22 protein-coding genes are annotated in these 24,999 nt (G+C 53.2%); 13 read left to right on the top strand and 9 right to left on the bottom strand.

Going from position 1 to position 24,999, the window contains the following annotated elements; genetic code table 11:
* The 9 genes from RHD99_RS00880 to hypA form a co-directional block, all read right to left on the bottom strand.
* Positions 1–1,137 (bottom strand): polysaccharide export protein, encoded by a 1,137-nt coding sequence (locus RHD99_RS00880; protein ID WP_309877159.1) that lies wholly within the window; start codon positions 1,135–1,137, stop codon positions 1–3.
* A 73-nt stretch (positions 1,138–1,210) separates the two neighbouring features.
* A complete protein-coding gene (gene wecA / locus RHD99_RS00875; protein ID WP_309877158.1) occupies positions 1,211–2,314 on the bottom strand; it encodes a UDP-N-acetylglucosamine--undecaprenyl-phosphate N-acetylglucosaminephosphotransferase in 1,104 nt (367 codons plus the stop codon).
* A gap of 1,821 nt (positions 2,315–4,135) precedes the next feature.
* Positions 4,136–4,483, bottom strand: coding sequence for an HNH nuclease YajD (gene yajD, locus RHD99_RS00870; protein ID WP_034460453.1), 348 nt, complete (start codon positions 4,481–4,483; stop codon positions 4,136–4,138).
* A 47-nt stretch (positions 4,484–4,530) separates the two neighbouring features.
* Positions 4,531–6,615, bottom strand: coding sequence for a formate hydrogenlyase transcriptional activator FlhA (gene flhA, locus RHD99_RS00865; RefSeq protein WP_309877157.1), 2,085 nt, complete (start codon positions 6,613–6,615; stop codon positions 4,531–4,533).
* Positions 6,616–6,765: 150 nt separating this feature from the next.
* On the bottom strand, positions 6,766–7,776 hold the full coding sequence (gene hypE / locus RHD99_RS00860) for a hydrogenase expression/formation protein HypE (RefSeq protein WP_309877156.1): 1,011 nt from the start codon (positions 7,774–7,776) through the stop codon (positions 6,766–6,768).
* Positions 7,773–8,894 (bottom strand): hydrogenase formation protein HypD, encoded by a 1,122-nt coding sequence (gene hypD, locus RHD99_RS00855; protein ID WP_309879049.1) that lies wholly within the window; start codon positions 8,892–8,894, stop codon positions 7,773–7,775. Before hypD ends, hypE begins: the two co-directional genes overlap by 4 nt.
* A complete protein-coding gene (locus RHD99_RS00850) occupies positions 8,894–9,154 on the bottom strand; it encodes a HypC/HybG/HupF family hydrogenase formation chaperone (RefSeq protein ID WP_183272366.1) in 261 nt (86 codons plus the stop codon). Before RHD99_RS00850 ends, hypD begins: the two co-directional genes overlap by 1 nt.
* Positions 9,145–10,008: a hydrogenase nickel incorporation protein HypB gene (gene hypB, locus RHD99_RS00845; protein ID WP_309877155.1), complete on the bottom strand. Its 864-nt coding sequence runs from the start codon at positions 10,006–10,008 to the stop codon at positions 9,145–9,147. The genes RHD99_RS00850 and hypB overlap by 10 nt, the downstream gene beginning before the upstream one ends.
* A complete protein-coding gene (gene hypA, locus RHD99_RS00840; protein ID WP_064542445.1) occupies positions 10,001–10,360 on the bottom strand; it encodes a hydrogenase maturation nickel metallochaperone HypA in 360 nt (119 codons plus the stop codon). The genes hypB and hypA overlap by 8 nt, the downstream gene beginning before the upstream one ends.
* 302 nt (positions 10,361–10,662) lie before the next feature.
* Here hypA and hycA point away from each other — a divergent pair, with 302 nt between their 5' ends.
* From hycA to RHD99_RS00775, 13 genes are all read left to right on the top strand, one after another.
* Positions 10,663–11,118 (top strand): formate hydrogenlyase regulator HycA, encoded by a 456-nt coding sequence (gene hycA, locus RHD99_RS00835; RefSeq protein WP_183272190.1) that lies wholly within the window; start codon positions 10,663–10,665, stop codon positions 11,116–11,118.
* Between the two features lie 88 nt (positions 11,119–11,206).
* Positions 11,207–11,812 (top strand): 4Fe-4S dicluster domain-containing protein, encoded by a 606-nt coding sequence (locus RHD99_RS00830; RefSeq protein ID WP_183272189.1) that lies wholly within the window; start codon positions 11,207–11,209, stop codon positions 11,810–11,812.
* Entirely contained in the window at positions 11,809–13,617 is a 1,809-nt protein-coding gene (gene hycC / locus RHD99_RS00825) for a formate hydrogenlyase subunit 3 (protein WP_309877154.1), read from the top strand. Before RHD99_RS00830 ends, hycC begins: the two co-directional genes overlap by 4 nt.
* Before the next feature lie 10 nt (positions 13,618–13,627).
* Entirely contained in the window at positions 13,628–14,554 is a 927-nt protein-coding gene (locus RHD99_RS00820; protein WP_309877153.1) for a respiratory chain complex I subunit 1 family protein, read from the top strand.
* A 17-nt stretch (positions 14,555–14,571) separates the two neighbouring features.
* Positions 14,572–16,281: a hydrogenase large subunit gene (locus tag RHD99_RS00815; protein WP_309877152.1), complete on the top strand. Its 1,710-nt coding sequence runs from the start codon at positions 14,572–14,574 to the stop codon at positions 16,279–16,281.
* A gap of 160 nt (positions 16,282–16,441) precedes the next feature.
* Positions 16,442–16,984, top strand: coding sequence for a formate hydrogenlyase complex iron-sulfur subunit (locus tag RHD99_RS00810; RefSeq protein WP_309877151.1), 543 nt, complete (start codon positions 16,442–16,444; stop codon positions 16,982–16,984).
* Positions 16,984–17,748, top strand: coding sequence for an NADH-quinone oxidoreductase subunit B family protein (locus tag RHD99_RS00805; RefSeq protein ID WP_183272185.1), 765 nt, complete (start codon positions 16,984–16,986; stop codon positions 17,746–17,748). Before RHD99_RS00810 ends, RHD99_RS00805 begins: the two co-directional genes overlap by 1 nt.
* Positions 17,748–18,158: a formate hydrogenlyase maturation HycH family protein gene (locus RHD99_RS00800; RefSeq protein WP_309877150.1), complete on the top strand. Its 411-nt coding sequence runs from the start codon at positions 17,748–17,750 to the stop codon at positions 18,156–18,158. Before RHD99_RS00805 ends, RHD99_RS00800 begins: the two co-directional genes overlap by 1 nt.
* Entirely contained in the window at positions 18,151–18,630 is a 480-nt protein-coding gene (gene hycI, locus RHD99_RS00795; protein WP_309877149.1) for a hydrogenase maturation peptidase HycI, read from the top strand. Before RHD99_RS00800 ends, hycI begins: the two co-directional genes overlap by 8 nt.
* A 220-nt stretch (positions 18,631–18,850) precedes the next feature.
* Complete coding sequence (gene hydN / locus RHD99_RS00790) at positions 18,851–19,396, top strand: electron transport protein HydN (protein ID WP_183272365.1); 546 nt, start codon at positions 18,851–18,853, stop codon at positions 19,394–19,396.
* 35 nt (positions 19,397–19,431) lie between these two features.
* On the top strand, positions 19,432–21,582 hold the full coding sequence (gene fdhF, locus RHD99_RS00785) for a formate dehydrogenase subunit alpha (protein WP_309877148.1): 2,151 nt from the start codon (positions 19,432–19,434) through the stop codon (positions 21,580–21,582).
* 135 nt (positions 21,583–21,717) lie between these two features.
* Entirely contained in the window at positions 21,718–23,937 is a 2,220-nt protein-coding gene (gene hypF / locus RHD99_RS00780) for a carbamoyltransferase HypF (protein WP_309879047.1), read from the top strand.
* A 4-nt stretch (positions 23,938–23,941) separates the two neighbouring features.
* The gene (locus RHD99_RS00775) at positions 23,942–24,964 is read left to right on the top strand and encodes a HoxN/HupN/NixA family nickel/cobalt transporter (RefSeq protein WP_309879045.1); all 1,023 of its coding nucleotides are present in this window, start codon (positions 23,942–23,944) and stop codon (positions 24,962–24,964) included.
* Positions 24,965–24,999: the final 35 nt, after the last annotated feature.

Here is a 24,999-nt window from a genome sequence, read left to right as displayed (position 1 = left end):
TTACCAGACCTTGATCAAATGAGTGGATTCTGTAAGGTCGTTAACCCCAGAAATGGTTGGTACTAGCTGGCTTATTACGCGGTTCCAACGAGTAATAGGTGCGGTAGTGACATACACAATGTCATAAGGCTGTAGTTTGAATTCAGTTCCCATCACCAGCGCGGTAGCATCAGAAACATTCAACTGGTAGACGTTGGCAATTTTGCCGCTGGCGTCTTTCCCACGGTTTGAACGGATAACGAAAATCCCGGTCGCGTCAGAGCTCATTTGATCGATACCTTCCGCATTGCCCAGCGCTTCGGTCAGGGTCATACCGCTGCGGTCCATTTTCAGGGTGGTCTGTTTCTTCACTTCACCCATCACGAACACTTTCAGGTCATCGTTGCGCGGAACATACAGAATGTCGCCGTTGTACAGCAGGCGGTTTTGTTGCAGGTCGCCGTTTTTCATCAGCGCCTGGAGAGAGATTCGCTCTTCTTTACCATTGTGGGTCAGCACCGCGTTGTTCCAGTCAGCACTTTCACCCAGGCCGCCGGCCTGGTTTATCGCATCCATAATGGTTAATGGCACGTTGGTAATGGCCTGTTGGCCAGAACGCACGACTTCACCCGTCACATACGCTTTTTGCGAGCGGAATGCGGCAACGCTGATGTCAATCTGAGGGGATTCAATGTAAGCCGCCAGTTTGTCGGTCAGCTCTTCGCGCAGTTGGGCCAGTGTACGGCCAACCACTTTTACCTTGCCCGCATACGGGTAGAAAATCGTGCCGTCGGATTGCACCCAGTTACCGGTGTCGGAAGCGCTACGATATTGGCCGGCGGGAGTGGTCAGTTCCGGGTGATCCCACACGGTGACCATCAGCACATCGCCCACACCAATGCGGTATTGGTAGTTCTGAACTTCATCTTCCAGCTTCGGGTTGGTACGCGCCACAACCGGAGCAGAGCTCAGAGAATCGATCAGTTTTGGGGTAACGGTATAGACGTTAACTTTGTCGTTGATGTTAGCGCTGGTGTCGTCTTTATTGACGATGGTCTTGCCGGAAGTGGTGAGATTGCTGCCTGGAACGATAGTACAGCCACTCAGTAAAGCAGCTGAAATCAATAACGGAACAGCTGCTAATTTTACAGTCATCATTATGGTCACTTGATTTATTTAATAGTGTAAAACCCAGCAGCGCTGGGTTTTTATACAAAGAGAAATCGGGGGGTTAGCGGTTGCTCGCAGGCAAGTCACCGTTAACTGTAATTTTATGAGGCGAGTTGTGTTTCTTTCTTAAATCCGGGTTGCGTTTTTGCAGCCTGTTGTTGGTGACAAAATAGCCACTAAACAAAACGAGGAACGCAACCAGTGAGAGCCACTCCGGTGTGCCAAACTGGGAAAGTACAATCCCGATGCCGGCAAATGTTGCGGTTAGCAGGGTCATAACCCCTACCGTCTGGCGGCCCGTTAACCCACTACGCATTAAAATATGGTGCAAATGGTCGCGGTCAGGATGGAAAGGACTTTGCCCACGGCGGATGCGACGCACCATGATTGTCACCATGTCCATGAGCGGCAGCGCTATCAACCACAATGCGCTTACTGGAGCCATCACCGCGTCGTCACCCTGGGTGCCGAGAATAATGAGCCACAGCATAGTGAAGCCAATCACCATGCTGCCCGCATCACCCATGAATACTTTCAAACGCTTACTGACAATCCAACCCATGTTGAACATCAAATAAGGGATCAGGGCAACAATCATCAGCAGGCACCACATGGCTCGCGTATGTGCCCCTGCCAGCATGAAAGCCACCATCAATGCGGCAAATGTCGCGCTCGCGACGGAACCAAGTAACCCATCCACGCCATCAACCATATTGAAAGCATTGATGGCAGCCCAGGTGGCGAACAGTGTTACCAGGTAACCGATTGGACCGAGCAGTAACTCGTATTGACCCAGAACCTTGCCGAATGTCTGGAGGTAGAAGCCGTCAACCATGATGATGACCGCGGACAGCGCCTGGATGAAAACACGCGGCACAACCGGCAGGTCGAAGCGGTCATCCGCAATGCCGACAAACAGCAGTAAAGAGATGCTCAGCAAGTAGGGAAGAAAATGCGCTTCAGTGTGTGGCAGAACTTCGGGCCAGAACAGGTAGAACATCACTATTGCGCAGTAGAAAGAGATCCCGCCGACCAGGGGGATTTCCCCTTTGTGTTGCTTACGCCCACCGGGCTTGTCGACCAGACCGCATTTTAAGGCAACCAGGCGAGCGAGGAGGAGGAATGTCATCGCTGTAGAAAACATGATGATAATTTCTTTACTCATGGTTATACCTTATTTCTTTTTAGCCACGCTACCGCCCATGGCGAATGCGAAAATATCCACATACCACTCGTGAAATTCATAAAATGTGCACATAAGTCACCATGTCAATACATACAATTAACATGGGATAATTCTGAGGCGAAAGTATTCTATTACGTCTAATTTTTCAGGTCAAAAATCACACCCACCGGGTCTTATTAGCAGTGAATATATTAATTGGCGTTATAATCCCTTATTGTTATTAAATTTTATCATTAAAAACAATATGTTATGACATTGATGGTCATATGGTTAATAAATTAGATAATGATTACTTAATCATCATTAAATCATTTAAAAAAGATTTAATTAAACAAAACTGATTCTTTAAGAAGTACTTTCGCGCGTAATCATTAGTCATGTTTATTATAATTAAATAACCTTCAAGTTTTCACATAAAAATAATCACACTTAAAACACGTTAATAACATAAAATATTTCGCAAAAAATGAAACATCACGCAAGATAGAGCGCTATTAATAGAAATATAAATAGTAATAATTGATTTCATTATCAGAATGACAAAAATTAACCACCCATAAATATGGACAAACATGAATCATAAAATCACCTTTACCTATTCATGACATGAATAGATACCATCGGATTAATCCGATCTTGCATGAGCTAAAAATTGAAAATGTGATTTTGGAAATTTAGAAAACACAGACTCTGAACCAGAGCGCAATGAATGGTTAACTGTTTGATATAAAACATATTTACTCTCAATAAAGCATGATAATAACTTTGGTTTATTATTTGTGTAACTATTTAACCAACTGGTTTAATTCCATTTTCATAAAATATTACATTGAGCCTGTTCAATTTCTGCAAAAAACACATGATGTAAAAATATATTTCTGACATTTTTTCCTGAAATCCTGAAGATTTTACCTTAGGAATGAAGCGGCTGAAGGCCTGTATATGAAGGCGCTGAAGACCCTGCGCCCTCCATGGGCATACATATACTGACAAACTGCATTAAAAGACTGACAAATTTTTATTAAATTGAAAATAAAACCATTTGGATGATGGAAATCCCGCAGTTATGTGCTACTCGAGATCGTCCATTTAAGGTGCGAAAATTCCTAAAAATAATAAGAGTTTTTAAGAATGCTCAGGAATTTTATTATTAATTAGCCGCATTTTAGTTTTTTTAAAATTTTTTTTGACTAAGGGAATAGGCACTCAATTTACGCGCGTGTATGCTCATTTTATCTCGTTCAATTTTAAACGAAAAAACCATAACATTCAGCATATTATGACATAACCGCATAACATCATGATAATTTAAACCTTATAATTTCCTCGGGTTACTTTCTGCACAGGATAGAACAGATCAGAAGAAATACGCGTAATCCCCTCTATTGCCCGGCTAATGCCCATAAATAATCATTTCAGCACCATGACAATCACAAGAATTGCCAAATAAAACTTCACTTATTCCATGGATAGCATGCGTATTTACTGAGTTAATTATGGGTATTTATGGACATTCCAGCCCCAGAGCGCCCATCTGCATAAAAGGTGACTTTCTATTGATTATGGGGTGTTCCATGAGCCTGGCAGCCTTCCCTTCCTCGTGCTGACGGCTTCTTGACAACGTGGTGTGGTGAACAGTGTTGCTGATTAGCTTTACCTGGAAGGATGATTCAGGTGCAGGAGGAGATGATGTGGCGACTTGCAGAGGGGTTGGCGGAACGACTGGCGAAGACAGCAAGGGATGGGAAATCAGGCAGAAACGAAAAAAAGAGGGCAACGTTTACATTGCCCTCCAGATAACTACTTCTTCTTGTTCAGCATCGACTTTAAATCCGCAAACGGATTATAGGTCGCCTCGCCGACATCTTTTTGCGCGTCCTCACCCGCCACTACGGTCGTGCCATATTGGTCAGCCTCGGTGTACTTCGAGTGCTCGTGGTCATGGCAATACAGGCACAACAGCTCCCAGTTACTGCCATCTTCCGGGTTATTGGTGTGGTCGTGGTCGATATGGTGAACCGTCAGCTCACGCAGGTTTGAATACACAAACTCACGCGAACAACGCCCGCATACCCACGGGTAGATTTTTAACGCTTTTTCACGGTAGCCGCTTTCCAGCCGCGTGTAGTTTTTCGGGATCAGAGCCATGATTGATGTTTACCTGATAAAAAGAGTGGACTAAAGCTAGTTTCAAACTAAACCCCCTCTTTATCAATCCCCAAACGTTTCATCCGCGAAAGCAACGTCGTGCGCTTGAGTCCGAGCCGCTGCGCCGCACCACGCGGGCCGGCGACCACCCCGTTGGTTTCTTTCAGCACACGCAAAATTCTCTGCGCTTCATCTTCCCCTTCACGAATTTCCTCACTCACCATTGCTGGCAGCGCTTTTTCTTCCGCCCGGTGATAGTCCATTTCTGGCAAAGAAAGATGCAGCACATTGCCACGAGTAAGCAGCACCGCTCGTTCAATCACATTTTCCAGCTCACGTACGTTACCCGGCCAGTCCATACGGCTTAGCGCGCGCAAGGTTTCCGCCGGAATACTGTCAATGTTGCGGTTCATGCGATGGGCGATTTTAAAGGTGAAGGATTTCACCAGCAGCGGAATGTCTTCCGGGCGCTCTCGCAGCGGTGGCAGCATGATGGGGAACACGTTCAGGCGATAATAGAGGTCGCTACGAAATTCACGCTCGGCCACCATCTCTTTAAGATTGCGGTTGGTCGCCGCAATTAAGCGCACATCCACCTGCTGCACTTTGTTGCTGCCGAGCCGCTCAAATTCTTGCTCTTGTAGCACGCGCAACAGTTTAGGTTGCAGCTCCAGTGGCATATCGCCGACTTCATCAAGAAACATCGAGCTTTTGTCCGCAAGCTCAAACCGCCCGATACGCTGGGTATTGGCGCCAGTAAACGCACCGCGTTCATGGCCGAACAGGTCACTTTCCAGCAATCCTGCTGGCATCGCGGCACAGTTTATTTTCACCATCCGGCGGCTATTACGTTCGCTCAGGTTATGAATCGCCCGTGCAATCAATTCTTTACCGGTACCAGTTTCACCGAGGATCAGCACCGTACTGTCGCTTTTTGCCACCATATCGACTTGCTTGAGCACGTTCGACATCACATCGCTGCGGCCAATAATCTCGCCAAAATCACTGGCGACATTGTTGATTTGCTCGGTGAGGTAGAGGTTTTCGTCGACGAGATTCTCTTTTAAGCGATTGATTTCCTGATACGCCAGCGCGTTATCCACCGCGATAGCGATACGCTCAGCAATCTGGCGCAGCAACTTGAGATTTTGCGGAGTAAAGACTCCCGCCTCGCATTGCGCCAGTTTCAACACGCCCAGCATGTTGTTGCCAAACGTAAGCGGCAGCAGGCACAACGTCTGGATTTGGTTGCCCCACATTTCAAACAGCATGCGCTCGTACGGCGCAAGTTGGTCACCATGATGGAGATTGAGCAACAGCATTTCGCCGCTTTTGAAGACACGCTCGGAAAGCGTTCCCATCAGGGCGACATCACTCTGATCGTGGATGGGCGATTGCTCGTCCACAAAGTGGGTGGAATAGATGGTCAGTCTTTCTTTGCGGTTGCTACGCAGGACAATACTGATGGAGTCGATGGAAAAATAGTGGTGAATTTCACGGGCCACTTCGCTTATCAGTTCATCGAGATCGAGCTTAGAAAGTACTGCATTCGTCACTGCCACGAGTATTCGGAAGTCGTCACGTTCGCGGCAAAGCTGTTGATAACCAAGGTTTGAGTCGATGCGGCTTTGAATTTGCTCGGCCACCAGCCCGACAATTTGCGCCAGCGTATGCAGGCGATTGAGCTCTTTGTCCGTCCAGATGGCATCGTGATTGCGAATAAACTCGCAGCCGCCAAGGATTTTCCCCTCTGCCGCCATTGGCAACAGGCAGTAGCGACCAAAAGGCGCATACAGCTCAAGGTTCATCACCTGCGGCCAGGTGTCGTTGAACTCTTCCTGGGAACACAACAGCGCTTCCGGGCGTGAAAGCACCCGCCGCACTGGCCCATTTGCCAGCACCATTTCATCTTCGTAATGCAGTTCTTTGCCGTGTTGATCCCTGCCATAAAAGGCCACACGCTGATGTAATGGATGGTAAAGCAGAATATTCACTCTGTCCGCGAGCGCGCTCTGTTTTGCCATTTGTGTCAGGCAGTGAGCAAGTGCCGGAAGATCAGGTTGCTGCAACAGGGTACGCGTTATATCAAACAGCCCCTGCTGCCCGAGATCACTCATCGGTGTGTATGGCATGTTGCTTATCCAGAAAGATGATGGCTAAAGGACCCGTTTTTCTCCCTCTCCCAGCGGGAGAGGGTTGGGGTGTGGGGGCCCCCGATGACATTTGTCATATGATTAGCGGTTAAGTGTAGCGCGAGCGCGGTAAATCGTTCCTGGCTCAGGTCAACAAATCCGTGGTAGCGGCTCAGAGTGGGGTAAATCTAACGACCGTTTTACACCATACAGCCCAGCGACCCGTACACCTTTACGTTCGACAACATCACCAATAATCGCGGCATTCTTGCCTAAAGGATGCGACTGCAACGCGGCAAGCACCGCATCGGCCGCGTCACGCTGTACCGCAATCACCAACTTACCTTCGTTGGCAAAATTCAGCGCATCGAGGCCCAGTAATTCGCACACGCCACGCACCGCCGGATTCATTGGCAGTTGGCTTTCCATCACTTCCATTCCGCAGCCGCTCGATGCCGCAAACTCATGTAATACCGCATTCACTCCGCCGCGAGTGGCATCACGCAACGCTTTGACGCCTGCAATCTTCAGCAATGGCGCGATTAACGGAGCCAGTACCGCGCAGTCACTTTCCAGCGCGCCTTCCAGCCCCAGCGATTCCCGCAGGTTAAGGATGGTCGCGCCGTGGTCACCCAGCGTTCCGCTGACGATCAGTACATCACCTGCGCCAATGCGCTGCGCGCCCCAGCTCAGCCCCGCCGGAATTGCGCCTATACCGGCGGTATTGATAAACAGTTTATCCGCCGCTCCACGCTGCACCACTTTGGTATCGCCGGTCACAACCGCAATCCCCGCCGCTTTTGCGGTCGCCGCCATGCTGGTGACGACGCGTTCTAATGTTTCAAGCGGCAATCCTTCTTCAAGGATAAACCCGCAGGACAACCAGCGCGGTGTCGCGCCGCTAACCGCAACGTCGTTCGCCGTGCCACAAATGGCGAGCTTGCCAATATCGCCGCCCGGGAAAAATAGCGGGTCGATGACGTAGCTATCGGTCGAAAACGCTAAGCGGTCGCCGTGGGCGGTAAGTTCAGCCAGCGGCAATCGCGCCTGATCTTCTTGCTCTGCAAGCCAGGGATTATCAAACGCTTGCACAAACAAGTCAGCTACCAACATTTGCATTGCCTGGCCGCCACTGCCGTGGGCTAATTCAATCGTTTTCATGCTTCGCTCTCCTGACCGCGATATTGATACCAGGCGGCACATGCCCCTTCGGACGAGACCATCAATGCGCCAAAAGCATTTTGCGGATTGCAGGTTTTGCCAAACATCGGGCACTGATGCGGTTTGCAACGCCCGGTAAGCACATCGCCGCAGCGAGCTAACGGGTCGTCATAGACTTGTTGCGGCGCGGGTTTGAAATGGTCTTCGGCATCAAACTGACGGTAGCCTTCGGTAAGCTGAACGCCGGAATCGCTGATGGTGCCAAGCCCGCGCCATTCGGCATCACCGCGCACGGTAAACACTTCGGCAATCGCCTGCTGGGCAAGATTATTACCGGCATCCGGCACCACGCGTTTGTACTGGTTTTCCACGGCACTGTGCTGATGGATTTTTTGTTCCACCAGCATCACTACGCCCTGTAATAAATCCAGCGGTTCAAAACCTGCCACCACCAGCGGGCGTTGATGCTCGGCGGCGATAAAATTATACGCTTCGGTGCCAATCACCATGCTGACATGGCCGGGCGCCAGGAAAGCATCAATGCCGTTGTCGGGCTGTTCAAGCAAGCTGCGCAGCGTTGGGATCAGCGTAATGTGCTGGCAGAAGAAGTAGAAATTGTTGATGCCCTGCGCTTTGGCTTGTTGCAGCGTAATGGCGGTTGTCGGCATTGTGGTTTCAAAACCGAGGCCGAAGAACACCACTTTGCGGCTCGGGTTCTGGCTCGCTAACGCCAGCGCGTCCATAGGCGAGTAAACCACTCGCACATCCGCACCACGTGCTTTCGCCTGCATCAACGAGCCATTTTTCCCCGGTACGCGCATCGCATCGCCAAAGGTGCAAAAAATCACTTCGGGATGGCTGGCGATTTCAATACAGGTATCAATGCGCCCCATCGGTAATACGCAAACCGGGCAGCCAGGGCCGTGGATAAACTCGATATTTTCCGGCAGTAATTGGTCGAGGCCAAACTTAAAGATGGCATGGGTATGGCCGCCGCACACTTCCATAATCCGCAGCGGGTGCTGTGCGGTGTAAGTCAGCTTCTGCGCTCGTTCACGCAGCACATCTATCAGCTGCATCACTTTTTCCGGCGCGCGGTATTCATCAACAAAGTGCATCATCTGCGCTCTTCCCCAAACAGCAAGCCGCCGACATCGGGTTCCACTTCAAACATGTTTTGCAACGCGTCTAAAGTGTCTCGGGCTTCGGCCTCATCAATAATCGCCATCGCAAAACCGACGTGAACCAGGACCCATTGGCCGATTTGCGCATCGCCGACCAGCATCAGGTTAACGTCACGCTTGATACCGCACACATCCACTTTGGCGCTGCCGTCTGCCAGGCGCTCAACGATTTGACCGGGAATGCCTATGCACATCGCTGCGTCTCCAGCCAGTTCAACCATTCATCCATGCCTTCGCCGCTCGTTGCGGAAACCAACAGGATTTCGATATTCGGGTTCACCTGGCGTGCGTAATCAAGGCACTTATCGACATCGAACTGCAAATACGGCAGCAGGTCGATTTTATTCAGCAGCATCAGCGAGGAGGCGGCAAACATATGTGGGTACTTCAGCGGCTTGTCTTCACCTTCCGTCACGGAAAGCACGGCAACTTTATGGCGTTCGCCAAGGTCAAAACTCGCCGGGCACACCAGGTTGCCGACGTTTTCGATAAACAGAATGCCGTTGCGCTCAAGCGGCAGGCGCTGCATGGCATCACGGATCATCTGCGCATCGAGGTGGCAGCCTTTACCGGTGTTCACCTGAATTGCGGGCGTTCCCGTGGCACGAATGCGCGCGGCATCGTTCACGGTTTGCTGGTCACCTTCAATGACCGCGCAAGGTACTTTACCGTGCAAGCGCTTTAAGCTTTCGGTCAGCAAGGTGGTTTTGCCGGAACCTGGGCTTGAAACCAGGTTCAGCGCCAGCTGTTGCTGTCTGGCGAATTGTTCGCGGTTATAAACGGCGAGCTGGTTGTTTTTATCCAGCACGTTGAGTTCGATTTCTAACATGCGGCGCTGAGTCATACCCGGCGCATGGGTGCCAGCGGCACCGTGGCCATAATGCAGGTCGCCCTGCTCATCAGCGGTTGGGGCAAATTTAACGCCTGTGATTGGCGTTAAAGCCCGCGCGGCAGGCGCGAAAGGTGCGCTGCGAAAACCGGAGTGCGGATTGCGCTCGTCGCCTTCTATATACAAGTTGCCTTCAGCGCAACCACAAGTACTACACATGATTTGTCTCCTCCACTTCCAGACGCTTAATCTGCACGCCATCATCTGCAACGATGCGTAAATTGCTGCCCTCGCACAACGGACAACGCCGAACCAACTGCGTTAACAAGGTGATGTGCTGCTGGCAGTCGTAGCACCAGCATTCCGCTTCTTGTTGATGGATATGAAGCTGGCAGCCTTCAGCGAGGGTGTCGCGGCACACTAATTCGAAACAAAACTCCAGCGCGCTTTGCTCAACGCATGAGAAAGCGCCGACTTCCAGCCAGACGGCGGTGACGCGTGTTGCGCCATGTTGGCGGGCTTGAGCTTCAATGAGTTCCAGTGCGCGTTGGCAGAGGGTGATTTCGTGCATGTTGCCTCCGGGGTATCTGGTGGAGTTAATGCAAGGATGGTGCCAAAACTGCCCTCACCCTAACCCTCTCCCCCAGGAGAGGGAATTGTCCGGTTACTCCTTCTCCCTGGGGAGAAGGTCGGGATGAGGGGGTGAGGGCGTTCAATGCTAAATGTCACTCCCCGTCAAACATGACGAAATGACATGTCATTCCTGTGGCTATTTGCAAACCACCAGCACAAAAACCAATAATTTCAACCAAATACAACATTGGCACGAAACGTGCTCTGTAGCTGCAACAGCAAAAACAGAGTGAATTAATAATGAACATTTGGGAACTGAGTGAAAAAGCCGAATACATTGCTGACAAGCACCAACGCTTGCTCACGCAGTGGCAGCAATACTGCAATAGCTTGATTCAGGGGATCACCCTTTCTAAAGCCAAACTGCATCATGCAGTCGGGTGCAATCCTGACGATTCACTGCGCTTCTTCTTATTTGACCACTTCGTCATTCACGTCAGCCTGGCAGAAGGCTTCAACAGCCACACTATCGAGTACTACGTTGAGAAGCGTAATGGCGACGATAGAGTATTGATTGCAAAAGCAATCCTTGATGACGAAGGCCGCATAGACAACAGCATCAGCAACCGTAACCGCGAGAATGTTCTCGAGCATTACCTCGAAAAAATTCGTCCGGTCTACGAAAACCTGTATAGCGCGGTTCACAGCGACACCCCTGTGTCGATGGGACAACTGCAGCAAAGCGCTCAGGCCTGATGGCTCTGCGGAGTGTCGAAAAGTGTCGAAACGACAACCATCGGCACAGTTTCGTCAAAAATGATGATATGCCTTTAAGGAACAACTGGTGAATCGCTTTATAATCGCCGACTCCAAACTCTGCATGGGTTGCCATACCTGTGAGGCGGCTTGCTCCGAAACGCACCGTCTGCACGGCCTGCAATCCATGCCACGCCTGAAAGTCATGCGTGATGCTAATGATTCCGCCCCGCAAATGTGCCATCACTGTGAAGATGCGCCGTGTGCAGGCGTGTGTCCGGTTAACGCTATCACCCGTATCGACGGGGCGGTACAGCTCAACGAAAGCCTGTGTGTGAGCTGCAAACTGTGCGGCATTGCCTGCCCATTTGGCTCGATTGAATTCTCCGGCAGCCGCCCAATTCATATCCCTGCGAATGCCAATAGCCCGAAAGCGCCACCTGCGCCTCCGGCTCCTGCACGTATCAGTTCCCTGCTCGACTGGGTGCCAGGCGTTCGCGCTATCGCCGTGAAGTGCGATCTGTGCAGCTTTGATGAGGCTGGCCCGGCGTGTGTCCGCACCTGTCCAACCAAAGCACTGCGTGTGGTTGATAACAACGACATTGCCAAATCAAGCAAACGCAAACGTGAACTGACCCTGAGCACAACGCTTGGCGATCTCACCTTGTTTACCCAGCCTGAGGTAAAAAAATGAGTGCATTTATCCTGATTCATTGGGCGCTAATGGGTTTTGTGCTAAGCGCAGCGCTTGCAGGAATCACCGCTTTTAATAAACCGGTAAGCGGTTTTATTGCCGGGCTTGGCGGTGCCATCAGCTCTGTCCTGGTCCTGATTGCGGGCTTCGATGCGTTAACGGGCTTTGGCGGCCTGGCGCAAATCTGGCACCAGAATATCCAGCTCAATGCGTTTAACGGCGTGTGGCTGGTTACCCTCGGTCTGCCTGGTCTGTTTATCTCGCTGTTTAATATCGACTGGCACCGTCATCAGGCGGTAAAAGCCAACGGTTTGCTGGTCAATCTGGTGATGGCGGCGGCAGTAGCGGCGCTGGTTGCCGATAACCTCGGCATGCTGGTTGTGTTAGCTGAGATCGTCGCGCTGTGCGGCTACTTCCTGACAGGCTGCCAAAAGTCCGGTCAGTTGTGGTTTGCTCTGGGCCGCCTTGGCACCGTACTGCTGGCCCTGGCGTGCTGGATGCTGTGGAAACAGTACGGCACGCTGAGCTATGCCGAATTGCATCTGTTAACCAATGGCGCACCGGTTAGCTCCGTGGTTTGGCTGCTCGGTCTGATTGGCTTTGGTTTGCTGGCGGGCATTATTCCGCTCCATGGTTGGGTGCCACAGGCTCATGCCAACGCATCTGCTCCAGCCGCCGCGCTGTTCTCCGCCGTGGTGCTGAAAATTGGCCTGTACGGCATCATGAGTTTCTCCCTTATCAGCAACGCCATGCCGTTGTGGTGGGGCATTCTGGTCGTGGTTTTGGGGATGATTACGGCGTTTATCGGCGGCCTGTACGCGCTGATGGAGCACAACATCAACCGCCTGCTGGCTTACCACTCCCTTGAGAATATCGGCATTATTTTGCTCGGCCTGGGCTGTGGCCTGATGGGGCTTGCGCTGAACGAATCCACGCTGATTGCGCTGGGCATGATTGGCGGCTTGTATCACCTGTTCAACCATAGCGTATTCAAAACCACGCTGTTCCTTGGCGCAGGCGCGGTGTGGTTCCGTACCGGTCATCGCGACATCGAAAAGCTGGGTGGAATTGGCAAGCGTATGCCGCTGATTTCTATCGCCATGCTGGTCGGCCTGATGGCGATGGCTGCCCTGCCGCCGCTGAACGGCTTTGCGGGCGAATGGGTGATTTACCAGTCGTTCTTCCATCTCGGCACCTTGCCGCTGTTTATCGCACGCTTCTTAGGCCCATTGCTGGCCGTAGGTTTGGCGATTACCGGTGCGCTGGCGGTGATGTGTATGGCGAAAGTGTATGGCGTCACCTTCCTCGGCGCGCCTCGCACGACCGAGGCTGAAAACGCGACTTCCGCACCGTTCCTGATGAGCCTGTCTGTCGCAGCACTTGCCGCCTGTTGTGTGATTGCCGGTGTCGCCGCGCCGTGGCTGATACCGCTGTTGCAAAACGCGATCCCACTGCCGCTGCAAACCGCCAACACCACCGTTTCACAACCGATGATCACCCTGCTGCTGATTGCTTCCCCACTGCTGCCATTCATTTTGATGGTGATTTTCCGTGGCGACCGTCTGCCAAACCGCACGCGCGGCACGGCCTGGGTTTGTGGCTACGACCACGAACAAGCGATGGTGATTACCGCAGGGGGTTTTGCTCAGCCAGTGAAAGCGGCCTTCGCGCCACTGCTGAAACTGCGCAAAACCCTCAACCCGGTGAAGTGGGTGCCTGGCTGGCAGTGTGATGGCCTTGCCGGTACGTTCCGTCGCCTGGCGATGATCGAACTGGCCGTGTTGCTGGTTGCGGTTTGCGCTTAAGGAGCCTGAGATGAATACCCTTTTCTTTTCGTTGATTCAGGCGTTGGTGTTGTTTGCCGTTGCGCCGTTGTTGTCCGGTATCACCCGCGTCACCCGCGCCCGCATGCACAACCGCCGCGGGCCAGGCGTGATGCAGGAATATCGTGACCTGTTCAAATTGCTGAGCCGCCAGAGTGTGGCGCCAGCCGCGTCCGGTTGGGTGTTCCGCCTGATGCCGTTTGTGATGGTTGGCGTGATGCTGACCATTGCCACCGCACTGCCGGTGGTGACGCTTTATTCACCGCTGCCGTCGCTGGGCGATTTGATCACGCTGATTTACCTGTTCGCTATCGCCCGTTTCTTCTTCGCGATTGCAGGCCTCGATACCGGTAGCCCGTTTACTGGCATCGGTGCCAGCCGTGAAGCGATGCTGGGTGTGCTGGTTGAGCCGATCCTGATTCTGGGCCTGTGGGTTGCGGCACAAGTGGCGGGCAGCACGCACATCAGCAATATCGCCTCCACTATCTACCACTGGCCGACGGCACAGAGCTTAACGCTGATTCTGGCGCTCGCCGCCTGTGCTTTCGCCACGTTTATCGAAATGGGCAAACTGCCGTTCGACCTCGCAGAAGCCGAGCAAGAATTGCAGGAAGGCCCGTTGACTGAATACAGCGGCGCCGGTTTTGCGGTGCTGAAATGGGGGATTTCCCTCAAGCAATTGGTTGTGCTGCAAATGTTCGTCGGCGTGTTCCTGCCGTGGGGCCAGATGAGCGAATTTAGCTGGGGCGGCCTTGTCATCGCGCTGGTTCTGGCGGCAGTCAAACTGGTCGCTGGCGTGCTGATTATCGCGCTGTTTGAGAACAGCATGGCGCGCCTGCGGATGCTGGAAACCTCGCGCATTACCTGGGCCGGTTTTGGCTTTGCCTTTTTAGCCTTCGTCTCCTTGCTGGCGGCGTGATTTAAGAGAATTTATCTATGTCTGAAGAAAAGATTGGTCAACATTATATCGCCGCGCTGCATAAGCAATTTCCTCATGCAGTCATTGACGAAGCCTGGCAGACCAAAGACCAAATCACCGTCAACGTGAAGCTCAACATGCTGCCAGAAGTGGTGGAGTGGCTTTACTACCAGCAAGGCGGCTGGTTATCCGTATTGTTCGGTAACGATGAACGCCAACTGTGCGGCAGCTACGCGGTTTATTACGTGCTTTCCATGGAAACCGGCGTGAAATGCTGGATCACCGTGCGCGTAGAAGTGGATGCCGATAAACCAGAGTTCCCGTCCGTCACGCCGCGTGTGCCAGCCGCCGTTTGGGGTGAGCGCGAAGTGCGTGATATGTACGGCCTGCAACCTGTTGGCCTGCCGGATGAACGCCGTTTAGTGCTGCCAGATGACTGGCCAGATGACCTGTATCCGCTGCGTAAAGACAGCATGGATTACCGCCAGCGCCCTGCGCCAACCAGCGATCAAGAGACTTACGAGTTCATCAACGAGCTGGGCAGCAAGAAGAACAACGTGGTGCCGATTGGCCCATTGCACGTCACATCTGACGAACCCGGCCACTTCCGCCTGTTCGTTGATGGCGAAAACATTATCGACGCCGATTACCGCCTGTTCTACGTCCACCGTGGCATGGAAAAACTGGCTGAAACCCGCATGGGCTACAACGAAGTCACCTTCTTGTCTGACCGCGTATGTGGCATTTGTGGCTTTGCCCACAGCACCGCGTACACCACGTCTGTTGAGAACGCGATGGGTATCGTGGTGCCAGAGCGCGCCCAGATGATCCGCGCGATTTTGCTGGAAGTGGAGCGTCTGCACAGCCACTTGCTGAACCTCGGCCTGGCTTGCCACTTTGTCGGCTTCGACTCTGGCTTTATGCAGTTCTTCCGCGTGCGTGAGATGTCCATGAAGATGGCGGAAATCCTCACCGGAGCGCGTAAAACTTACGGCCTGAACCTGATCGGCGGGATTCGTCGCGATCTGTTGAAAGACGACATGATCCAGACGCGCCAGCTGGCGCAACAGATGCGTCGCGAAGTGAAAGATCTGGTGGATATTCTGATGAGCACGCCGAATATCGAACAGCGTACCGTCGGCATTGGCCGCCTCGACCCGCAAATCGCCCGTGATTTCAGTAACGTCGGCCCAATGGTTCGCGCCAGCGGCCACGCTCGCGACACTCGCGCCGATCACCCGTTTGTCGGTTACGGCTTGCTGCCAATGGAAGTTCACAGCGAAACCGGTTGTGACGTGCTTTCACGCCTGAAAGTCCGTATCAACGAGGTTTATACCGCGTTGAACATGATTGATTTCGGTCTGGACAACTTGCCTGGCGGCCCGCTCGCCGTTGACGGCTTCACCTACATTCCAAACCGTTTCGCGCTCGGCTTCTCTGAAGCGCCTCGTGGCGATGATATTCACTGGTCGATGACTGGCGATAACCAGAAGCTGTACCGCTGGCGCTGCCGTGCGGCGACGTACGCCAACTGGCCAACGTTGCGTTACATGCTGCGTGGCAACACCGTTTCCGATGCGCCACTGATCATCGGCAGCCTGGACCCTTGCTACTCCTGTACCGACCGCATGACGGTGGTTGATGTACGTAAGCGCAAAACCAAAGTGGTGCCGTACAAAGAGTTAGAGCGCTACAGCATTGAACGCACCAATTCGCCGCTGAAATAAGTTGAGATGCCTTTGGTTAGTACCACCCTCACCCTAACCCTCTCCCTGAAGGAGAGGGGACTGATCGAGTTAAAGGTGAACTTCGGTTTTCCCCCTCTCCTGGGGGAGAGGGCCGGGGTGAGGGAAACCCAAAAAACCAGGGCAAAACACTGGAGTCATCATGTTTAACTTCATCAAGAAAGCCATAAAAGGCGGCGTGGCCACCGAGTCATACCCGCTACAACCGATAGCCGTGGACCCTAATTTCCGTGGCAAACCGGAACACAACCCGCAGCAATGCATCGGTTGTGCGGCGTGTGTGAACGCCTGCCCGTCTAACGCATTAACGGTGGAAACCGATCTTGTTGCCGGGCAACTGGCGTGGACCTTCAACCTCGGGCGCTGCATTTTCTGTGCGCGTTGTGAAGAAGTCTGCCCAACGGCGGCCATCAAACTTTCTCAGGAATACGAACTGGCGGTGTGGAACAAAGCCGACTTCCTGCAACAAGCGCGTTTTGACCTGTGCAACTGCCGCCAGTGTCACAAGCCTTTTGCGGTGCAAAAAGAGATTGATTACGCCATTGCGCTACTCGAACACAACGGCGACAAACTTGCCGAATCGCACCGCGCATCGTTTGAAACTTGCCCGGAATGCAAACGCCAGCAAAGCCTGGTGTCTTCCGACCAAATCGACCTTAGCCGCCAGATAAGAGAGGCCAGCTAATGAGCATTTTACTCGGCCCACGCGACGATAAAGGCATGCCCGTCCCCATGACGGTGGATGAGTCTATCGCCAGCATGAAAGCGTCACTGCTGAAAAAGATTAAACGCTCTGCATACGTTTATCGCGTTGACTGCGGTGGCTGTAACGGTTGCGAAATCGAAATTTTCGCCACACTTTCGCCACTTTTCGATGCAGAACGCTTTGGTATTAAGGTGGTTCCGTCACCTCGTCATGCGGACATTTTGCTGTTTACCGGCGCGGTGACTCGCGCAATGCGTTCCCCTGCGCTACGCGCCTGGGAATCCGCGCCGGACCCAAAAATCTGTATCTCTTACGGCGCATGCGGTAACAGCGGCGGCATCTTCCACGACCTGTATTGCGTCTGGGGCGGCACCGACAAAATCGTCCCGGTCGACGTGTATATTCCGGGCTGCCCACCGACACCTGCGGCAACACTGTACGGTTTTGCCATGGCGCTGGGTTTGCTGGAGCAGAAAATCCACGCCCGTGAAGCGAGTGAGATGGACGCTCAACCGGCGCAAATTCTGCACCCGGATATGGTTCAGCCGTTACGTGTACGTATCGACCGCGCTGCCCGTCACCTGGCGGGTTATCGCTATGGACGCCAGATTGCTGACAGCTACATGGAAAATCTCACCGCCGGTGGCGGCAGTGTTCAGCAGTGGCTGGCACACGAGAACGATCCACGACTGACCGAGATCGTCACTCATCTGGAAGAACTGGTGAAACAGGAGCGCGTGTAATGAGCGAGTCGGTGGTCTTTTGCCAGCTTAGCCGTAAGTTTGTCGATGAAAACGACAACACCCCGAGTGATGCGCAACAGGTGGTTTATTACAGCCTCGCAATCGGCCACCATCTCGGCGTTATCGACTGCCTGAAAGAGAATCTGGTTTGCTCATTTGAACCTTACAAAGCGTGGATTGCCACGCTTGAAGAGGGCAGCGAAGCGCGGCGCAAAATGGAAGGTGTGCCGCGTTATGGCGAAATTGTTATCGACCAAAGCCATGTGGTTTTGTTAGCGAAAGCCTTTGATGCCGCAAAACCGACGCAAACCGCACAGCAGCAAATCTGGAGCCAGGAATTGCTCGACATGCTGCAAGCCATCCAACAAGAACCCGCCATTTATTTGATGGTACGGAGGCGTTATGACTAACAAGAGCGTTTTACTGTGTGTCGGTAACAGCATGATGGGCGACGACGGCGCAGGCCCGTTGCTGGCCGAAAAGTGCCAGGCTGCGCCACAAGGCGACTGGGTAGTTATCGACGGCGGCACCGCACCGGAAAACGATGTAGTGGCGATTCGCGAATTGCGCCCTGAAAGATTGCTGTTGGTCGACGCCACGGATATGGGCCTCGCCCCTGGTGAAATCCGTGTTATCGATCCGGACGATATCGCTGAAATGTTTATGATGACCACCCACAACATGCCACTCAATTATCTGATTGATCAGTTGAAAGAGGATGTTGGTGAGGTGATTTTCTTGGGCATTCAGCCCGATATCGTCGGCTTTTACTACCCAATGACCGACGCGATTAAAGCGGCGGTGGAGACTGTGTATCAGCGTCTGGCAGGCTGGGAAGGTAAAGGCGGTTTCGCAGATCTGGAAGCGTCGGAGTTCGAGTAAGTTTTGGTGATTTAAACACCTTATCCCTAACCCTCTCCCCCTGGAGAGGGGATTTTCCCCCTCTGTCATTTGCCCAAATGACATCGTCAAATGTGTCGATGTCACTGTCACCCCAGCCCGGATCAATGCGTAACGCCTTGAATCACGCTAGTTTCAAAGTTGGCACACTTTATGTATGTCTATCGCCGACTTATAAAAACACTCTCCCCAGGAGCTTATGATGAACCGCTTCATCATTGCAGATTCGAGCAAATGTATCGGCTGTCGCACATGCGAAGTGGCCTGTGTCGTGTCCCATCAGGAAGCGCAGGATTGCGCGGCATTAACTCCGCAAACTTTCCTGCCACGTATTCACGTGATTAAAGGCGTGAATGTTTCTACCGCGACGATGTGCCGCCAGTGCGAAGACGCACCGTGTGCCAACGTCTGCCCTAACGGTGCTATCAGCCGCGAACATGGGTTTGTGAATGTGATGCAAGAACGTTGCATCGGCTGCAAAACCTGTGTGGTTGCCTGCCCGTATGGCGCGATGGAAGTGGTCGTTCGCCCCGTCGTGCGCAACAGCGGCGCGGGTCTTAACGTGATGGCCGAAAAAGCCGAAGCGAATAAGTGCGATCTTTGCCACACCCGCGCAGAAGGCCCGGCCTGTATGGAAGCCTGCCCAACCAACGCCATTATCTGCGTTGACCGCAACAAGCTTGAACAAATGAGTGCCGAAAAACGCCGCCGTGCTGCTTTCGATGCCACTTCATCCCTGATTTTCTAATTTCGAATCATTCACTTTTAACAGGTCTGTTACTGATGAAAAAAATTACCAGCGTCTGCCCTTACTGTGGCGCAGGCTGCAAACTGAAACTGGTTGTTGAGAAGAACAAAATTATCCGCGCTGAAGCGGCTGATGGCGTGACTAACCAAAATGAACTCTGCCTGAAAGGCTATTACGGCTGGGATTTTCTCAACGATACCAAACTGCTCACACCGCGTTTAACGCAGCCAATGATTCGTTACGAAAAAGGCGGGAAACTCCAGCCCGTCAGTTGGGATGAAGCCATCAGCTATACCGCTAAACGTCTGAAAGCGATTAAAGAGCAGCATGGCCCGCGCTCGATTATGACGACCGGTTCGTCACGCGGAACGGGTAACGAAACTAATTATGTGATGCAGAAGTTTGCACGCGGCGTGTTGCATACCAACAACGTCGACTGCTGTGCGCGTGTTTGCCACGGGCCGTCGGTTGCTGGTTTGCAGGTGACGCTGGGAAATGGCGCGATGAGCAACTCCATCGGCGATATTGAACACTCTAAATGCCTGTTGGTGTTTGGCTACAACTGCGCTGATTCGCACCCAATCGTGGCGCGTCGCGTAATTAAAGCGAAAGAAAATGGCGCGAAAATCATTGTTTGCGATCCGCGTCGCATCGAAACCGCACGTATCGCCGACCAACATTTGCAGCTGAAAAACGGCTGCAACATGGCGCTGGTGAATGCCTTTGGTTACGTGCTGCTCGAAGAGAATCTCTACGATAAAGAGTATGTGGCGAAATACACTGACGGTTTGGATGCCTACCGTGAGGTCGTCAAAGGTTACGCGCCAGAAGACGTTGAGCACCTGACCGGTGTTCCGGCACACATGGTTCGCCAGGCGATGCGCACGTTTGCTGCCGCGCCTTCCGCCACCATCATGTGGGGCATGGGCGTCACGCAGTTTGGCCAGGCGGTTGACGTGGTAAAAGGCTTATCAAGCCTTGCGCTGTTGACGGGAAATCTCGGTCGCGAAAACGTCGGCGTTGGCCCGGTTCGTGGGCAAAACAACGTGCAGGGCGCGTGTGATATGGGCGTGCTGCCAAACCAGTTCCCTGGCTATCAGGATGTGGTTGACCCGGAAGTACGCGCCAAATTCGCCAAAGCCTGGGGCATTAACGTCGACGATATGGACGACAAAGTGGGCGTGCGTATCACCGAAGTGCCGCATATGGCTATCGAAGGCGAAATGAAAGCCTACTACATCATGGGCGAAGACCCGTTGCAGACCGAAGCCGACCTTGGCCTGGTGCGCAAAGGCTTTGAAGCGCTCGATTTTGTGGTGGTGCAAGACATCTTCATGACCAAAACCGCCGAAGTGGCCGACGTTATTTTGCCAGCCACTTCATGGGGCGAACATGGCGGCGTGTTTACCTGTGCCGACCGTGGTTTCCAGCGTTTTGAGAAAGCGATTGATGCGAAATACAACGTCAAACGTGACTGGGAAATTATCAGCCTGCTCGCCACCGAAATGGGCTACCCAATGCACTACGACAACAATCAGCAAATCTGGGATGAGCTGCGCGAACTCTGCCCGCTGTTCTATGGCGTGACCTACGAGAAAATGGGCGAGATGGGCCATGTGCAGTGGCCGTGTCCGACGCTTGATCACTCTGGCACGCCGTATCTCTACAAAGACAGCAAGTTCGATACGCCAAACGGTAAAGGGCAGCTTTTTGCCGCCGAGTGGCGCGCACCGGCCGAAGTGCCGGACGCGGATTATCCGCTGGTGCTGTGTACCGTTCGTGAGGTCGGACATTACTCCTGCCGCTCGATGACGGGCAACTGTGCGGCGCTGCAAACACTCGCCGATGAGCCTGGATTTGTGCAAATCAACCCGACGGATGCCGAGTTGCTCAATATCAAAGACAAGCAACTGGTGTGGGTCAGTTCGCGTCGCGGCAAAGTCATCAGCCGTGCCGAAGTGAATGAGCGCATCAATCTTGGTTCGGTGTACATGACTTACCAATGGTGGATTGGTGCGTGTAATGAACTGACTCAGGACAACCTTGACCCAATTTCCAAAACACCGGAAACCAAGTATTGCGCGGTAAATATCAGCCAGATTGCTGACCAGCAATGGGCCGAGAACTATGCGCAGACCACCTATAGCGATATGAAAGCGCGGTTGCGTAGTGCGGTAGAAGTTTAAGAACCACCGCCCTCACCCCAACCCTCTCCCCCAGGAGAGGGAGGAAATCGCACCAACCTCAAATCCCCCCTCTCCCCTTGGGAGAGGGCCGGGGTGAGGGGAAAAACAGGAACAAAAGTGAATCTTAACGGCGTGATGCTACGCATTCGCGGCAAAGTCCAGGGCGTGGGTTTTCGGCCTTTCGTCTGGCAACTGGCGCAACAACTCAAACTCACAGGCGACGTCTGTAATGACGGCGCGGGAGTATTAGTACGCCTGACGTCTGCCGCTGATGCGTTCATGACTCAGCTTCACGCCCATTGCCCACCGCTGGCGCGTATCGATAGCGTTGAACAATCCGCCATGCAGTGGGAAACCCTGCCGCAGGATTTCACTATTCGCCACAGCGACCATAGTTCGATGGACACGCAAATTGTCCCTGATGCCGCAACGTGTCCGGATTGCCTGCGCGAACTTAACGATCCAAACGATCGCCGTTATCGCTATCCGTTTATCAATTGCACCCACTGCGGCCCACGTTTCACGATTATTAACGCCATGCCGTATGACCGGCCAAACACGGTCATGGCGGCGTTCCCGCTGTGTCCGGCGTGCGAGAAAGAGTATCGCAACCCGTTGGACAGGCGCTTTCATGCGCAGCCCGTCGCCTGCCCGGATTGCGGCCCACACATTGTCTGGCAATGTGGTGAAGTGTCTTTAGAACGCGAAGATGCCCTTCAGGCTGCCGTAATGGCGTTAAAAGCCGGAAAGATCGTGGCGATAAAAGGGCTCGGCGGGTTCCATCTGGCGGTTGATGCGCGCAACAACAACGCTGTTGCCAACTTACGGGACCGTAAACATCGCCCGACAAAACCGCTGGCGGTGATGCTCCCAGACTCAGACGGATTGCCTGCGGATGTCGTCGCACAGCTCAATACTCCAGCAGCACCGATTGTCTTAATGGCGAAGTCGGATTTACCCGACTTAAGCGAGTTTATCGCTCCGCATCTGCACGAAGTCGGCGTCATGCTGCCCGCCAACCCGCTGCAACACCTTTTGATGCAGGGCTTCGGCGCACCGCTGGTGATGACCTCCGGTAATGTAAATGGCAAACCGCCAGCCATTACCAATCAACAAGCGCGCGAAGAATTAGCCAACATTGCTGACGGCTGGCTGCTGCACAATCGCGACATCGTGCAGCGTATGGATGACTCCGTGGTGCGTGCCAACGGTGAAATGCTGCGTCGTGCCCGCGGATTTGTGCCGGACGCACTCCCGTTACCGCCTGGTTTTGCCGCACTGCCGCCGATTCTGGCGCTGGGCGCAGATTTGAAAAACACCTTCTGTTTGCTGCGCGGAAACCAGGCGGTGCTCAGCCAACATCTGGGCGATCTCTCTGAAGATGGCGTGGAGCAGCAATGGCATAAAGCGCGCACGCTGATGTGTGAAGCTTATGATTTTACGCCAGAACATATCGTGATAGATGCCCATCCAGGCTACCACAGCGCCCGTATTGGGCGTGAAATGGGGCTGCCCATCAGCACGGTTTTACATCACCACGCTCATGCTGTGGCTTGCCTTGCCGAACACCTTTGGCCACGGGACGGGGGCGATGTCATTGCGCTCACGCTGGATGGTATTGGTTATGGCGAGAACGACCAGCTATGGGGTGGCGAATGTCTGCGTGTGAATTATCAGGAATGTGAACACTTAGGGGGTTTACCCGCAGTGTCTCTGCCTGGGGGAGATCTCGCGGCTCGCCAGCCGTGGCGCAACTTGCTCGCCCATTGCCTGACTTTTTTGCCGGACTGGCAACAATACCCAGAAACCGCAATTGTGCGCGAACAAAACTGGCCGCTACTGGCAACGGCGATTGCCCGTGGAATTAACACCCCGCTCGCCTCCTCCGCAGGCCGTCTATTCGATGCTGCTGCTGCCGCGCTTAACTGCGCGCCGCTGCAACAAAGCTATGAAGGGGAAGTCGCTTGTCGCTTTGAAGCACTGGCGTCACTTAGCGGTGCCTGTCTCCATCCTGTCACCCTGCCGCTTGTTGAAGGCAAACTTGATATGGCGACGTTCTGGCAGCAATGGATGAACTGGCACGACTGTGCGCCTGCTCGCGCGTGGGCATTCCATGATGCGCTGGCAAAAGGCTTTGCTGATTTGGCTCGCAGCCACGCGCGCCGGTTGTCGATTAATACCCTCGTGTTCAGCGGTGGCGTACTGCATAACACACTGATGCGCGAACGGTTTGCGCATCATCTCGCAGATTTCAATCTGCTCTTCCCGACACTGTTACCCGCCGGTGACGGTGCTCTTGCATTGGGTCAGGCCCTGGTTGCCGCCGCCCGCTTATCCCTTCCTTCACAAGGATAAAATGATGTTCTTGCGTATTCTTCGTGACAACCCGCGCGCAGCCGTTTTGTTGGCAGTGTTAGTTGCCGCCAACCTTGCGTCCTGGGCCTGGGCGCTGGTTTCGTTTCACCACCGCACCGCCTTGATGGCCGCAAGTCTGCTGGCCTGGTGCTATGGATTGCGGCATGCAGTCGATGCCGATCACATCGCGGCAATTGATAACGTGACGCGCAAAATGATGCAGCAAGGGAAACGCCCATTTGGCATTGGCGCCTGGTTTTCGCTCGGCCATTCCAGCATTGTGGTGTTGGCCTCTGTTGCGATTGCCGCCACTGCCGCTGCATTCCAGAACGATATGGACTGGTTTCATGACGTCGGCGGTGTAATTGGTACCGCAGTGTCGGCCTGTTTCTTGTTGGCAATGGCGCTGGTCAACCTGGTAATTTTACGCGGCGTTTGGCGTAATTTCCGTCAGCTAAAACGTGGCGAACCGCTTTCTGCCGAGGCGACCGATTTCACCGGTGGCGGCGTGATGAGCTGGCTGTTCCGCTCCACCTTCAAGCTGATTAACAAAAGCTGGCACATGTATCTGGTCGGCTTTTTGTTCGGCTTAGGCTTTGATACTGCAACAGAAATTGGCGTGCTGGGTATTTCAGCCGCCAGCGCATCCAGCGGTATGTCGATGTGGTCAATTCTGGTGTTCCCGGCGCTGTTTGCCAGCGGGATGGCGCTGATTGATACGCTCGACAATATGATTATGGTTGGCGCTTACGGATGGGCGTTTAACAAGCCGCAACGCAAGCTCTATTACAATATGACGATCACCGGCACTTCTGTAGTCGTCGCCCTGTTTATCGGCGGCATGGAAGCATTAGGATTGCTGGCAGATAAGTTCGACCTGCATAACGGCTTGTGGAAATGGGTTGATGCGTTGAATGAAAACCTCGGCAATGCGGGCTTTATCGTGGTGGGGCTGTTTATTGCCTGCTGGATTGTGTCGATGCTGAATTATCGCTGGAAAGGGTATGACTCTCTGGTAGTTCATTAACGCATAAAGCCTTCTCCATACGGAGAAGGCTTTCA

The organism is Buttiauxella selenatireducens (assembly GCF_031432975.1).
GTDB classification, from domain to species: Bacteria; Pseudomonadota; Gammaproteobacteria; order Enterobacterales; family Enterobacteriaceae; genus Buttiauxella; species Buttiauxella selenatireducens.
This window is presented reverse-complemented; position numbering and strand designations above follow the sequence as displayed.

What these genes read in the sequence shown, in the direction of transcription:
- hycC (WP_309877154.1), top strand. Translation starts at nt 11,809, where the DNA reads ATGAGTGCATTTATCCTGATTCATTGGGCGCTAATGGGTTTTGTGCTA.
- RHD99_RS00850 (WP_183272366.1), bottom strand. Translation starts at nt 9,154, where the DNA reads ATGTGCATAGGCATTCCCGGTCAAATCGTTGAGCGCCTGGCAGACGGC.
- fdhF (WP_309877148.1), top strand. Translation starts at nt 19,432, where the DNA reads ATGAAAAAAATTACCAGCGTCTGCCCTTACTGTGGCGCAGGCTGCAAA.
- hypF (WP_309879047.1), top strand. Translation starts at nt 21,718, where the DNA reads ATGCTACGCATTCGCGGCAAAGTCCAGGGCGTGGGTTTTCGGCCTTTC.
- wecA (WP_309877158.1), bottom strand. Translation starts at nt 2,314, where the DNA reads ATGAGTAAAGAAATTATCATCATGTTTTCTACAGCGATGACATTCCTC.
- RHD99_RS00810 (WP_309877151.1), top strand. Translation starts at nt 16,442, where the DNA reads ATGTTTAACTTCATCAAGAAAGCCATAAAAGGCGGCGTGGCCACCGAG.
- RHD99_RS00800 (WP_309877150.1), top strand. Translation starts at nt 17,748, where the DNA reads ATGAGCGAGTCGGTGGTCTTTTGCCAGCTTAGCCGTAAGTTTGTCGAT.
- RHD99_RS00820 (WP_309877153.1), top strand. Translation starts at nt 13,628, where the DNA reads ATGAATACCCTTTTCTTTTCGTTGATTCAGGCGTTGGTGTTGTTTGCC.
- hypA (WP_064542445.1), bottom strand. Translation starts at nt 10,360, where the DNA reads ATGCACGAAATCACCCTCTGCCAACGCGCACTGGAACTCATTGAAGCT.
- hypB (WP_309877155.1), bottom strand. Translation starts at nt 10,008, where the DNA reads ATGTGTAGTACTTGTGGTTGCGCTGAAGGCAACTTGTATATAGAAGGC.
- RHD99_RS00815 (WP_309877152.1), top strand. Translation starts at nt 14,572, where the DNA reads ATGTCTGAAGAAAAGATTGGTCAACATTATATCGCCGCGCTGCATAAG.
- RHD99_RS00805 (WP_183272185.1), top strand. Translation starts at nt 16,984, where the DNA reads ATGAGCATTTTACTCGGCCCACGCGACGATAAAGGCATGCCCGTCCCC.
- RHD99_RS00775 (WP_309879045.1), top strand. Translation starts at nt 23,942, where the DNA reads ATGTTCTTGCGTATTCTTCGTGACAACCCGCGCGCAGCCGTTTTGTTG.
- yajD (WP_034460453.1), bottom strand. Translation starts at nt 4,483, where the DNA reads ATGGCTCTGATCCCGAAAAACTACACGCGGCTGGAAAGCGGCTACCGT.
- RHD99_RS00880 (WP_309877159.1), bottom strand. Translation starts at nt 1,137, where the DNA reads ATGATGACTGTAAAATTAGCAGCTGTTCCGTTATTGATTTCAGCTGCT.
- hypE (WP_309877156.1), bottom strand. Translation starts at nt 7,776, where the DNA reads ATGAAAACGATTGAATTAGCCCACGGCAGTGGCGGCCAGGCAATGCAA.
- hydN (WP_183272365.1), top strand. Translation starts at nt 18,851, where the DNA reads ATGAACCGCTTCATCATTGCAGATTCGAGCAAATGTATCGGCTGTCGC.
- flhA (WP_309877157.1), bottom strand. Translation starts at nt 6,615, where the DNA reads ATGCCATACACACCGATGAGTGATCTCGGGCAGCAGGGGCTGTTTGAT.
- hycI (WP_309877149.1), top strand. Translation starts at nt 18,151, where the DNA reads ATGACTAACAAGAGCGTTTTACTGTGTGTCGGTAACAGCATGATGGGC.
- hycA (WP_183272190.1), top strand. Translation starts at nt 10,663, where the DNA reads ATGAACATTTGGGAACTGAGTGAAAAAGCCGAATACATTGCTGACAAG.
- hypD (WP_309879049.1), bottom strand. Translation starts at nt 8,894, where the DNA reads ATGCACTTTGTTGATGAATACCGCGCGCCGGAAAAAGTGATGCAGCTG.